Consider the following 13,092-nt stretch of genomic DNA (forward strand, 5'->3'; position numbering starts at 1 on the left):
CTTTAATCGATTGAGTTGCAAACCATGACCGATATTGCCGCAAAGATGGAACCAGATAGCGCCGTCTATAAAACCCTGCTGGAATCCACAAAAGCCATTCCATGGAAAATAGACTGGGCCACGATGAAATTCGCCTATATCGGACCGCAAATAGAAAGTTTGCTTGGCTGGACGCCATCCAGTTGGGTGGGTGTGGAAGACTGGGCGGCAAGAATTCATCCCGATGAAAGAGAGAGCATCGTCAATTTCTGTGTTGCGCAATCACAAGCTGGTGTTGATCACGAGGCAGACTATCGCGCTCTTGCCAAGAATGGCGAGACGGTTTGGATACGTGATGTTGTACATGTCGTGCGTAACGACGATGGCTCGGTCAACTCCTTGATCGGATTCATGTTTGACATCAATGAGCGAAAAAAAACGGAAGCAAAATTAATCGATCTGCAGAAAGAACTGGAAACACTATCCTTCAACGATGGTTTAACTGGCGTCCCCAATCGACGCATGTTCGATACTGTCATGGAAATGGAGTGGGCCAATGCAAGGCGCAACAGCCAGCCACTCTCCATCATTTTGCTGGATATCGATTACTTCAAACAATATAACGATCACTATGGCCATATCCAGGGCGATCACTGTCTGAAGCAAGTAGCAAAAGCCTTGAGCTCTGCCGCAACCCGATCGCACGACTTTTTTGCTCGCTTTGGCGGAGAAGAGTTCATATTGGTGCTTCCCGAGACGAATGAAAAATCAGCCCTCACGGTAGCAGAACGATGCCGCAGCCTGATTTTCAAGGAACAGATACCGCACGAAAAATCCCAGGTCAGCCAGATACTGAGCATCAGCCTCGGCGTCGGCACGATAGTCCCGACCCATCATGATGAACCCATCAAGTTTATTGAAGCCGTCGATAGACGTCTTTATCAGGCGAAAAGAAACGGTCGCAATTGCATCGCGTCTAGTGAGTAAGTTTTACAAACTGTGGCGAAGTCGCACAACAAATGAATATGGGAGTTGTAGATATTTTTTGAAGAGCGTAATGTAAAGGTGCAATATAAAACAAACACCACATAAACATTATGAGGGGACATGTATGAATAAAGCTTTTAGCGTATTGCCAAAAATTGCCGCCATCTCTGTATTCGCGGCATTTTCTTTGCCTGCTGCTGCGCAAAGTGCCGGCGACAATATCGTCAATGTTGGTTGGTTTCATTTGCAACCCGACGAATCAAGCGAACCACTCACTCGTAGCTTTCCTGCCCCCGGACAGGTCGCGGGTAGTAGCGCTACCATCAGCAATGCAGACACACTCGGACTTGCCTTCACTCACTTCTTCACCGACAACTTCGCTCTCACTGCCGACTTAGGCATACCGCCAAAATTCAAACTGTATGGTGGTGGAACGCTTTCCGGTCTTGGTGAACTCGGCAAAGCCAAACAATGGAGTCCAGCGGTCATTGCAAAATGGTATTTCGGTGATAAGACTTCAAAATTCCGCCCATTTGTCGGTTTAGGTGCAACGCGCGTCTGGTACACGGGTGTTCAATTAACGCCTTCCTTGCAAAACGCCGTTACCGCTCCTTTTGGTGGCGCCGGTGGTTCAGCAACAGCTAACCTCAGCTCATCGTGGGCACCGGTCGCCAATGTTGGTATTACCTATAATTTCAATGAGAGATGGTCACTCGGATTTTCGGTTGCCTATATCCCACTTAAAACAGATGCAGAAATTATTGGCAGAAATGCTGCCGGCACGGTTATCTCCAGAAACACGACCACGCTGACAATAAATCCAACAGTCACCTTCTTGTCGCTAGGCTACAAGTTCTAAGCCTACTTGACGGCAGGATGATGAAAAACCTGCCGTAAATAAGCCAGGAAAGTTTCATCAGTACATAAAGTCTTACCCGCAGAATCGGACAGCTTGGCAACAGGCTGTCCGTTACATGCCATCAACTTCATCACGATATTCAACGCAGGTACACCGGTATCATTCGATAGATTAGTGCCGATACCAAAACCCGTCATCACACGATCTGCGAAATGTCGATACAGGGAAAATGCTGTCGGCAGATCCAGCGCATCAGAAAATACAAAACGCTTGTTACTCGCATCCACCCGCAACTTGGCATAGTGCGCCAGCGCCTTCTCACCCCATACAACTGGATCGCCAGAATCATGGCGCAAGCCATCGAATAGCTTGGCGAAGTACAAATCGAAATCGGCAAGGAAGGCATCCATGCCAACCACATCCGTCAATGCAATACCCAGATCTCCGCGATATTCCTGTACCCAATCTTCCAGTGCCACTTTTTGAAAATCACGCAGGCGCACACCGAACGATTGATACGCTTGCAGATATTCATGCGCCATCGTACCTATCGGCGTCAGTCCATACTTCTTGGCGAAATACACATTCGAACTGCCTTTGAAATATTGCGGTACTTCTTTCGCTAGCGTGACAACAACTTCTTCATGCCATGCAGCAGAAAAACGCCTGCGCACTCCGAAGTCAAAAAATTCAAATTGATTCTTCTTCGCGACGTCTTCACCAAATGCGTGCAGCATCTGAATTTTTTCTTGTAAGCGTTTGCGTCCTTCAAGCAATGAGGCTTGCTGATCGAAACGACGGAAGTAGAGTTCATTGACGATATATAAAACAAAAATCTCAAAACCCATCACATGCACTTGCGGACCGACCGCGTGAATATTCAGTGTCTCGCCATCTATCGTCACCGTAATGAATTTCCGTTGAAAACGAAACACTGTCAAAAAATCCACAAAGTCGCTTTTCATGAAACGCAAGCTTCTCAGATAAGCCAATTCGTCTTCCGCAAAGAACAGCGTGCATAAATGATCCAGCTCACGCTCTACATCCGCTTTCAACTCACTTAAAGGATAAGCCGGCGTGTTGCGGCAGACGAATGCGTACTCAGCCTGTGCATCGGGATGGCTATGCAGCAAGGCCTGCCACATCGTGAATTTGTATAAATCGTTTTCCAGCAGGCTGCGAACAATGGGATTCATTTGATTTATGTCAATGTGCGGCCCTGATTTGACCGCTATTGTTTTTAAAAATGTCGCCGATAACAAATATATAGGGTTTTCATCAACCTCTTCCTGTTCCGAAGCATTACAGGCTAACTGTTTGAATCATTTGATTTTAATGTCTGACTGTCATTTGTATGGAATTAGATGCTGCTGTCTGCACACAACATCGTGCAATGCAGCAATTTTGATTCCTGCAGAAATCATCAGATATACAGTTATGATGTTTCCATCAGGAATAACCGCTCGTTATAGTTTTCGTACAACTTCATCATGGATGGAAGTAAGAAATGAACAGCCTTAAGCGTTATATAGCCAAGCGTGGTGTCGGTGTAAAACTCTCTGCCATATCCTTTTTACTCATTGCTGTGGTCTTCGGTGCATTTGTATGGATCAGCGAGCAAGCGACATCTGATGTGCTGGAACAGCGCGCGGCAGAAGAAGTCAACGCCAAGAGCCAACTGATACTCGGCATGACGAACGATACTGCACTCATCAAGAACAAGCTGCTATCGCTTAAAGTCGGCCAGACCGGAAGCTACTATGTACTCGATGCCAACCAAGGCAAAGACTACGGCAAGCTGATCATCGCGGCGAATAAGGAAGGACAAAACATTCTGGCAAGCAAAGCCAGCGATGGCCGCGAATTCATCAAAGACATCCTGAGCAAGAAAGAAGGGCTCGTCCGCTATCGCTCTGCTACAGATTCATCTGAACGCATAGCCACATTCACGTATGCAAAAGATAAAAATTGGGTAGTGGTCGGCGATACCTATGCCTATGAGTTCTCGCAGGAAGCCGGCATGTTGCGCAATATTTTCGCTGCTGCTGCACTGGCTGCTGCACTGATTTTAGCTGCACTGTTATACGCAACCATCCGCAAGATGTTGATCACTCCTCTTGCACAAGCAACACAAGCCGCACGCAAACTCTCTACTGGCGACCTCACTGTCAGACTGCAAACAAATCGTTCGGATGAAGTCGGCCATCTGCTGAATGCCATCAACGGTATTGGTCAAGGACTCGCCAACGTCGTATGGAATATTCGTAACGGTACCAAAACCTTATCGACAGCAACCAATGAAATCGCTGCCGGCAATCTGGATCTGTCATCACGCACCGAACAGCAAGCCAGCTCGCTGGAAGAAACCGCATCGGCGATGGAAGAAATGACTTCCACCGTGAAAGAAAACGCAGCCAATGCAGAGCAAGCCAATCAATTAGCACGCACCGCATCCGAAGTCGCAGTAAAAGGCGGCAACGTCGTGGCAGAGGTCGTCAACACGATGGACTCGATCAATCAATCATCGAAGAAAATTGTAGACATCATCAGCGTCATCGACAGCATTGCCTTCCAGACCAACATCCTGGCATTGAATGCAGCTGTTGAAGCAGCACGCGCAGGTGAACAAGGACGTGGCTTTGCCGTCGTCGCAGGAGAAGTTCGCAGTCTGGCGCAACGCAGCTCAGCCGCAGCACGCGAAATAAAATCGCTGATCGAAGACTCAGTCAGCAAAGTACAAAGCGGCAGCAAGCTGGTCGCACATGCCGGCGCCACCATGAATGAAGTTGTCACCAGCATCCAACGCGTGGACAACATCATGAGTGAAATCAGTTCCGCCAGCCGCGAACAAAGCATAGGTATAGAACAAGTCAACCAAGCCATCGCACAAATGGATCAAGTGACACAACAAAATGCCGCGCTGGTTGAACAAGCTGCTGCTGCCGCAGAAGCGCTGCAAAACCAAACAACAGAACTGAATAATGTCGTTGACGTCTTCAAAATCAAGAACGGTAGTCATGGCACGATGGAAGAAGCAAGCGAGATGGTCACGCGTGCGATTGCATCCCTGCATGCAAACGGCAAGACAGAAACTTTCGCCGAGATCAATAACAAGCTCGGCCCATTCTGCGATCGCGATCTATACGTCGTGGTCTACGATATGCACGGCAAGAATCTGGCACACGGTGCCAACCCTGCATTGATAGGCAAGGATTTAATCAATGCCAAAGACGGTGCCGGCAATCTGTTCATTCAGGAACGCCTCTCCATCATCAAGAACCACGGCAAGGGCTGGCAGGATTACATGTTCCTCAATCCCATCTCGAAACAGATGGAAGCCAAGTCCATGTACCTCGACAAGTATCAGGATTTGATTATCGGTTGCGGTGTGTATAAAGAAGTAGGTGCAACGCAACAGATCAAGCCAGGACGCAAACAAATTTCGACAGAGAAAAATACTCTGCGACTCGGAACAGATAACGCAAGCGCTCGTCACAAGCGTATCGAAAAAGAAGCTGCATAAAAAATATTACTGATCCTATACATGGCGCCGTTTTCCATCAGACATGGAAAATCGGCGCCATTATTTTTTTCCAGATGCGCTGTATATTAAACATCTTCTCTCTGCAAAATAGCAAACAAGAGCTTGCCTAAAAAATAAGCAAAACGTTCATTCACCAAGATTGTGCATCTTCCGTGGCACAACAATTGCTGTATCGGTATTACTCCGCAGGAGAGAGGGGTTTTCCCCCGCCGAAGGTGCATCCCCATAATCACTCAGGCAACAACAACTGCGGCGTAATTTGGCCGATCTGGAGAGAGGTTGCGAATAGTTGGTACGCAACCCACCGAAGGGGAAAGCGGGCAATGCTCGCGAAACTCTCAGGTAAATAGGACAGCGGGGCGGCTAATTATTTGACGCAAGTAATCCCTGCATGTCACGTCTCGGCCCTATCCGTAGCAAACCATTTATTCTGCGCGGCATCGTCACGATGATACCGCCGAGACAGCTTGCGTCCTTGTTCACTTTCAGGATGATCAAATGAAAATTGTTAATAGCTTCGCTTTAATCCTTTCCGCCGGTCTGTTCGCAGGTGTCGTGCATGCACAAGAACTCACAGGTACGCTCAAGAAAATCAAGGACACCGGCATGATCACGCTGGGTGCACGTGAATCTACCGCGCCATTCAGCTACAACCTTGAAGGTTCGCAATTCGTCGGCTATTCAGTCGATATCATGATGAAGGTCGTCGATCATCTAAAAACCGAATTGAAAATTCCTAACCTGCAATACCGCATCATGCCTTTCACCGCACAGAATCGTATTGCGTTGATGCAAAACGGCACGCTCGATCTGGAGTGTTCCACCACCACCAATACCGAAGATCGTCAGAAGCAGGTTGCCTTCTCTAACAGCATCTTCATCATCGGGACACGTCTGCTGACCGCCAAGGATTCCGGCATCAAGGATTTCGCTGATCTGAAAGGCAAGAATGTCTCGACCACAGCAGGCACCACCTCGGAACGCTTGCTCAACAAGGTCAATGATGAAAAAAATCTGGGCATGAATATCATCGCCGCCAAGGAAAACGGCCAGGCATTTTTATCTGTCGATAGCGGGCGAGCGGTGGCCTTCATGATGGATGATGCGATTCTTTACGGCGAACGCGCCAAATCCAAGAATCCAGAAAAATGGCATGTCGTCGGCACACCGCAATCGCGTGAAGCGTATGGCTGCATGATGCGCAAGGACGATGCTCCATTCAAGAAATTAGTTGATGGTGTAGTCGCCGATTTGATGAAGTCCGGCCAAATTATGCCTATCTACAAAAAATGGTTTGAGAATCCTATTCCTCCACGCCAGTTGCAACTCAGCTATCCCGTATCGGATGACGTGAAAAATCTGTACGCCCATCCGAACGACAAAGCCATTCAATAAACAAGTCAAACGCATGCATAGGAAGGGCGGCATGTTGTATGCGTCGCCCGGCTTTGCAACGTCTGCATCACAAGAAACAGCTAAGGAAACATCATGACTTATGACTGGTATTGGGGAATTTTTCTCGAATCGGCCAATGGACGCGAGACTTATTTTGACTGGCTGCTGTCCGGCTTCTGGACCACCATCAAGATGGGCGTGCTGGGTTGGATACTCGCCTTCGTACTTGGCTCCATCCTCGGCGTTATGCGCACTGCCAACCATCGCTTTCTATCCTTCATCGCGACGGCGTATGTGGAAGTGGTACGCAACGTGCCGCTGATCGTGCAATTATTCCTGTGGTATTACCTCGCACCAAAATTTCTGCCTGAGACTTGGCGCTCATGGTTGTTCTCACAACCGCCGGCCACGACGGCATTCGTGACCGCAACGTTGGGCCTGGGATTTTTCACTGCAGCACGCGTGTGTGAACAAGTGTATTCAGGCATTCAATCGGTACCGCGTGGCTTGCGTAATGCTGCGCTGGCAATGGGATTTACCACACCGCAAACTTATCGTTACGTTCTGTTGCCGATTGCTTACCGCGTGATCCTGCCACCCATGACATCGGAGATGCTGAGTATTTTCAAGAACTCATCCATCGCAGCAACGATAGGCGTGATCGATCTGTTTGCCCGCACGCGGCAATTGAACGATTACACCGCACGTGCCTATGAATCCTTCATCGCCGTCATCGTGTGCTACTTCATCATCAACCTGACCGTCATGCTGGCGATGCACTTGCTGGAGAAGCGCATGCGCATTCCCGGCACTGCAGGAAATTAAGGGGAAATCATGCTAGGTCTGGATTTTAGTATCCTCACGCCGGAAGCCATCAGCGTGTTGATCGAAGGCATGGAAGTGTCCCTGAAGGTAGCGGGCACTGCACTGGCCGTCGGCTTGATATGGGGCACTGTATTGGCAATGATGCGACTATCACGCTTCCGCGTGCTGTCGCTGTTCTCTGCCGCTTACGTCAACTTCTTTCGTTCCATGCCTTTGGCCATGGTCTTGCTGGGCTTCTATCTGGTGGTACCGCAGTTACTCAAGAGTTTGTTCTGGGTACCGCAAACGATGGACACTCGCATGTTGTCTGCACTGATCGGCTTTGCCTTGTTTGAGTCTGCTTATTACGCAGAGATCATGCGCGCCGGTATACAAAGCATACCCAAAGGGCAGCTCGCCGTTTCCTATGCATTGGGTATGCGTCCCATGCAAGCGATGCGTCTGGTCATCCTGCCGCAAGCATTCCGCAATATGCTGCCGCTGCTCTTGATGCAATTGATCATTCTGTTTCAAGACACTTCGCTGGTCTACATCATCTCGCTGGCAGATTTCTTCACCAGTGCCGAAGGCATAGGTGAACGCGATGGTCGCGTCGAAGAAATGATGCTGGTCGCCGGCGCAACTTATTTCATTATTTGCTTCACCGCATCCATGCTGGTCAAGCGCTTATCAGGAGCAAAAAAATCATGATCGATATTTATCGTGTATCGAAGTGGTATGGCAATTTTCAAGTATTAACCGATTGCTCAACGCAGATTGCCAAAGGCGATGTAGTCGTCGTCTGCGGCCCATCCGGCTCGGGAAAATCAACCTTGATTAAAACCGTCAATGGCCTGGAACCCATCACCACCGGCAAGATCATGGTCGATGGCATCTCGGTCAACGCACACGGCACCGACTTGCCCAAGCTGCGCTCGCGCGTCGGCATGGTGTTTCAAAACTTTGAATTATTTCCGCATCTATCCATCCGCGAAAATTTGACGCTGGCGCAAGTACATGTCTTGCGACGCAGCAAGGAAGAGGCGATGGAAAAAGGCATGCTGTATCTGGAGCGCGTCGGCTTGAAGACGCAGGCCGATAAATATCCAGGGCAATTATCCGGTGGACAGCAGCAACGCGTAGCAATTGCACGCGCACTGTCGATGGATCCGATCTGCATGTTGTTCGATGAACCGACTTCTGCGCTCGATCCGGAAATGGTGAATGAAGTGCTGGATGTCATGGTGGAACTCGCACAGGAAGGCATGACCATGATGTGCGTCACACATGAAATGGGATTTGCCCGTAAAGTGGCAGATCGCATCATCTTCATGGACAAAGGCATCATCGTCGAAGATTGCAGCAAGGAAGAATTCTTTGGCAATCTGGATGCCCGCTCGGAAAGAGCGCAACAATTCCTCTCCAATATTCTTGCGCATTAATTCGGCGCATTAAGGGAACACATGAATTACAAGGATTTATCGTTCAACAAAATACAGGCCGCACCAGCCGCTACCGGTGATTTACTCCACAGCGTGGACACGCCGGCCTTGCTGGTCGATCTCGATGCACTCGAAGACAATCTGGCCCACGTACATACACGGATCCTGCAAGCAGGATTACAGGTGCGCCCACACGGCAAAGCACACAAAAGCCCTGCCATCGCACATAAACAAATTGGTGCTGGCGCCAACGGCATCTGCTGCCAGAAGGTGAGCGAAGCAGAAGTCTTCGTTGATGCAGGCATACAAGATGTACTGATCACGAATCAAATTGTCGGCATGCGCAAGGTTGACCGTCTGGCTGCACTGGCCGGTCGAGCGCATATTGGTGTTTGTGCCGACCATCCTATACAGATCGAACAACTCGGCGATGCTGTCGTAAAAGAAGGCACGCATATTGACGTGCTGGTCGAAGTCGATATCGGCCATGGTCGTTGCGGTGTAGCAAATGCGTTTGAAGCTATCGATCTCGCACGCACCATCCAGCAGTATCATCCACATCTACGCTTTGTCGGCATACATGCCTTCCGCGGTTCAGCGCAACACATGCGACAACCGCAGGAACGTGCAGCTGCAGTTACATCTGCCGTAGAAAAAGTACGTAACATCGTGCAGGAACTGGAAGCAGCCGGTTTCCCATGCACCACGATTACCGGCGGTGGCACCGGCACCTATATGCATGAAGCAAGCTCCGCCTTGTACACCGAAGTACAGCCAGGTTCGTATGTATTGATGGATACCGATTACGCCGCGAACAAGCTGGAAGAAGGAAGCACGCCTTTGCAACATGCGTTGTTCGGTCTATGCACAGTAATCAGCGTGCAAGCTGGTCATGCAGTACTGGATGGCGGCTTGAAGGCATTTGCTGTCGATCAAGGATTGCCGCGTATTCAATTACCAGGATGGTCGGTCAAAACATTATCGGACGAACACACAGTGATCATTCCCGACGATACCGCTGCACCTTTGCAAGTCGGTGATAAGGTTAGATTGATCCCCAGTCATTGCGATCCGACTGTCAATCTGCACGATTGGCTCATCGCATTTCGCGGCAAGACGGTGGAGCATGCATGGCCGGTATCCGCACGTGGCGCTTTGTTTTGACATCAGGCGATACTCTGTAGAAATTCATCAGCGCGACCTTACGCATAGATGCAAAACAATGCGCAACTCAGCGTGCTAAGATGAACCATACTTCAAGGAGGTCGCCATGGCTGTGAAAAAGCTGAGCAAGCAAGAGTTTCTGGACGAACTCAATCGCAATCTGAAGGATCATCCCGGTTATGAAGACTGGATGCAGTTTGTGCCACCACCGGAAGGTGTAGAGCCGGATACGGTGGAAGGATTCGAACGTACCGGGCCTGAGCCACGCCACTCACTCTACGATCTGGTTGCCTTGAAAGTAGGCGAAGCGTTCGAGATATTCCCCAAATAATTCACGAACATTCTTCCCGTCATCATTACTTCTGAAAGACGGGAAGAGCGACATCGGAATTAAGGGTTCACACGAGAATTGAAACTACACAGCTGTAGTTTTACTTGTGAACAAGAAAAACTATTTCTTGTCGTCAGTACTTAAACCAGAATTCCACGTGCATAGGCCCAATGGTCTTTCGGATGTGGTCTGGCTTCACCTTCATCCATCAAATACGCTTCCGTCACTTCGCGCGGAAAGTATTCCAGATGCACCCAGAAGTTCTGCGTCTTCCCCTGAAAACCAGCCGAGGCGGTTTCACCAGAAATGGAATCCTGATACCAGACTATCTGTATGTGCTCCAACTCCACTTTTTTCATTTTGATCCTCTTCAACTATGGCTGCCATTATTCTACGCTGCGACCATAATGTTGTATGCCATTTGGATCAAGCTGATGCCCATTTACGTTGCAGAAATGTTCACTATTGCCTTACTAGGCAGATGCAGAGCCGTCCGCCACTGTAAATCCTATCGTCGTCACATACTCATTGCTGGCGGCAAACACCGTACCACCATGCATCAGAGCAATTGCCTGAACAATCGCCAGGCCAAGGCCGTGACTGTTGCCGCTATCGGTACGCGCAGAATCGACGCGATAAAAACGGTCGAATAGACGGTCTAGGTGATGTGAAGCAATCGGCACACCTTGATTGCTGACATTGATCACCACATCGGTAGCGGTTTTTTCGATATATATGCGTATCGTTGAATTGCGATCGCAATGCTGGATTGCGTTATACAAGAGATTGGTAATCGCGCGACCGAACAGGGAACGGTCTATACAGGCATCGGCATCACCCTCTATCGACAAGGACACGCCTGCATCTTCGACCAGCATATCGAGGAACTCTGCACTCTTGGCTACTTCTGCCGCTATCGATGTCAGTTTCAAATTATCGGCACGCATGCCGCGATCAGCCTGCGCCAGGAAGAGCATGTCGTTAATAATGGTCCGCAAGCGCTCCAATTCTTCCAGATTGGATTGCAAGACTTCCGTCAATTCTTCTGCCGAGCGCTCACGTGACAAGATCACCTGTGTCTGGCCAATCAGATTACCAAGTGGTGTGCGCAACTCATGCGCCACATCTGCATTGAATGTCGACAATTGCACATACGCCTGTTCAACACGATCCAGCGCACCGTTGAACGACAACACCAAACCATTAAGCTCACTAGGCAGATTACGTGCGGGCAAGCGCTCAGCCAAATTCAACGGACTCAATTTTTCCGCATGACGTGACAGTTCATCGACTGCTGCCAATCCGCGGCGCGCAATCCACCAACCCAGACCGGCAACAGCAACGACACAGAAGAAAAAAGCAAACACCAATCCCGCATTAATCGCACGAGCAGTTGTATCAAAAGCGCTGGCATCCATACCCACCGTCAACAACACCGCCGGCCTGTCTTCATATGCAGCAACTTCGCCGCTGATCGTCAGATAGGTACGCGTCGCCGTCTCGATACGACGCATGCGATTGCCTTCATTGCTGACCTGCGCATCGGCGGCAAATGGCGTACCAAGTCGATACTGCGGATCATTGCTTTCGACCAGATAAACAACGCTGCCATCCTGCGGCACGAGGTCCACCATTTTTTCTTCCAGCAACGTCCATCTATGCGCATTGTTGATGCGCTTGACGATGATGTTTTCCACAAAATCAAAACGCGTATTCAGCTCCTGCAACTGATGCCGACGCAATTCTATGCACTGGAATTGATACAAGGCATAACCGGTGATGGAAAACACCAGCGTCGCCGCTACCGCAAACATCAAGGCAAGGCGGCGTGCAATTGAATGTGTATTGACGGATAGTTTCGCGCTCATGCACCAGCCTCGTTACGTTCTTCCAATAGATAACCCATGCCGCGTATCGTGTGTAGCAATTTGATGTCGGATGGCTCGTCCAGCTTGGCGCGCAGGCGTTTGATCGCCACTTCAACCACATTGGTATTACTGTCGAAGTTGACGTCCCATACCATTTCGACGATGACAGTTTTCGACAAAACTTGACCACGATGCCGCGCCAACGCCGCCAGCAAGGCAAACTCCTTGGCCGTAAGATCAAGTCGCCGCGTACCGCGCATTGCGCGTCTCGCCATCAGGTCTATATGCAGATCGGCGATACGGATATGCGTCGATTCCTGTGGACGGCCGCGGCGGCTCAGCGCCTGCAATCGCGCCAGCAATTCAAGAAAGGAAAACGGCTTGACCAAATAATCATCGGCACCACTCTGCAAGCCATGAATGCGATGATCGACTTCACCACGCGCAGTCAGCATGATGACCGGCGTACTCTTGTGCAGTCGCAAAGCCTGCAAGACCTCGATACCATCACGACCCGGCAGCATGATGTCGAGCACGATGGCATCGTAGTCACCCGTCAATGCCAGATGCTGACCATCGATGCCGTTACTCGCGACATCAACGGCATAGCCTTGCTCAGTCAATCCGCGCTGCAGATAGGCGACTGTCTTTACTTCATCTTCAACCAGCAGGATTTTCATACCATCACCATTTCCCGAGTCGATAGATAAATCGTAACG

The 13,092-nt window shown here is 49.7% G+C and carries 13 protein-coding genes and 1 riboswitch; of the genes, 9 read left to right on the forward strand and 4 right to left on the reverse strand.

Translation table 11 applies throughout. The annotated features are described in order from the left end of the window. The first annotated feature begins 24 nt into the window (after positions 1–24). The gene (locus tag AC07N2_RS03765) at positions 25–966 is read left to right on the forward strand and encodes a GGDEF domain-containing protein (protein ID WP_494777075.1); all 942 of its coding nucleotides are present in this window, start codon (positions 25–27) and stop codon (positions 964–966) included. A 124-nt stretch (positions 967–1,090) separates the two neighbouring features. Beyond that, positions 1,091–1,825, forward strand: coding sequence for an OmpW/AlkL family protein (locus tag AC07N2_RS03770; RefSeq protein WP_494777076.1), 735 nt, complete (start codon positions 1,091–1,093; stop codon positions 1,823–1,825). Positions 1,826–1,827: 2 nt separating this feature from the next. Here the strand turns inward: AC07N2_RS03770 and pncB are convergent, their stop codons facing one another. Then, a complete protein-coding gene (gene pncB, locus AC07N2_RS03775) occupies positions 1,828–3,021 on the reverse strand; it encodes a nicotinate phosphoribosyltransferase (RefSeq protein WP_494777077.1) in 1,194 nt (397 codons plus the stop codon). 311 nt (positions 3,022–3,332) lie between these two features. Here pncB and AC07N2_RS03780 point away from each other — a divergent pair, with 311 nt between their 5' ends. From AC07N2_RS03780 to AC07N2_RS03810, 7 genes are all read left to right on the forward strand, one after another. After that, positions 3,333–5,348 carry a methyl-accepting chemotaxis protein gene (locus tag AC07N2_RS03780; protein WP_494777078.1) on the forward strand — a complete coding sequence of 672 codons (2,016 nt, stop codon included), beginning with the start codon at positions 3,333–3,335 and terminating at the stop codon, positions 5,346–5,348. Between the two features lie 279 nt (positions 5,349–5,627). Further along, positions 5,628–5,732, forward strand: a riboswitch (glycine riboswitch). A gap of 135 nt (positions 5,733–5,867) precedes the next feature. After that, positions 5,868–6,764 (forward strand): glutamate/aspartate ABC transporter substrate-binding protein, encoded by an 897-nt coding sequence (locus AC07N2_RS03785; protein ID WP_494777079.1) that lies wholly within the window; start codon positions 5,868–5,870, stop codon positions 6,762–6,764. A 93-nt stretch (positions 6,765–6,857) separates the two neighbouring features. After that, entirely contained in the window at positions 6,858–7,589 is a 732-nt protein-coding gene (locus AC07N2_RS03790; RefSeq protein WP_494777080.1) for an amino acid ABC transporter permease, read from the forward strand. A gap of 6 nt (positions 7,590–7,595) precedes the next feature. Continuing rightward, positions 7,596–8,279, forward strand: coding sequence for an ABC transporter permease subunit (locus AC07N2_RS03795; protein ID WP_494778105.1), 684 nt, complete (start codon positions 7,596–7,598; stop codon positions 8,277–8,279). Then, complete coding sequence (locus AC07N2_RS03800; RefSeq protein ID WP_494777081.1) at positions 8,276–9,010, forward strand: amino acid ABC transporter ATP-binding protein; 735 nt, start codon at positions 8,276–8,278, stop codon at positions 9,008–9,010. Before AC07N2_RS03795 ends, AC07N2_RS03800 begins: the two co-directional genes overlap by 4 nt. 21 nt (positions 9,011–9,031) lie before the next feature. After that, complete coding sequence (locus tag AC07N2_RS03805; protein ID WP_494777082.1) at positions 9,032–10,174, forward strand: DSD1 family PLP-dependent enzyme; 1,143 nt, start codon at positions 9,032–9,034, stop codon at positions 10,172–10,174. Positions 10,175–10,280: 106 nt separating this feature from the next. Then, on the forward strand, positions 10,281–10,505 hold the full coding sequence (locus AC07N2_RS03810) for a hypothetical protein (protein ID WP_494777083.1): 225 nt from the start codon (positions 10,281–10,283) through the stop codon (positions 10,503–10,505). A 140-nt stretch (positions 10,506–10,645) separates the two neighbouring features. Here the strand turns inward: AC07N2_RS03810 and AC07N2_RS03815 are convergent, their stop codons facing one another. The 3 genes from AC07N2_RS03815 to AC07N2_RS03825 all read right to left on the reverse strand — a co-directional run bounded on the left by AC07N2_RS03815 (position 10,646) and on the right by AC07N2_RS03825 (position 13,053). Further along, positions 10,646–10,864 carry a hypothetical protein gene (locus AC07N2_RS03815; protein ID WP_076592745.1) on the reverse strand — a complete coding sequence of 73 codons (219 nt, stop codon included), beginning with the start codon at positions 10,862–10,864 and terminating at the stop codon, positions 10,646–10,648. A 114-nt stretch (positions 10,865–10,978) separates the two neighbouring features. Beyond that, positions 10,979–12,373, reverse strand: a complete 1,395-nt coding sequence (locus tag AC07N2_RS03820) for a heavy metal sensor histidine kinase (RefSeq protein WP_494777084.1) — start codon at positions 12,371–12,373, stop codon at positions 10,979–10,981. Beyond that, entirely contained in the window at positions 12,370–13,053 is a 684-nt protein-coding gene (locus AC07N2_RS03825; protein ID WP_494777085.1) for a heavy metal response regulator transcription factor, read from the reverse strand. Before AC07N2_RS03825 ends, AC07N2_RS03820 begins: the two co-directional genes overlap by 4 nt. Positions 13,054–13,092 lie beyond the last annotated feature (39 nt).

The sequence above is a fragment of the Herminiimonas sp. GW821-FHT09C12 genome (assembly GCF_059416385.1).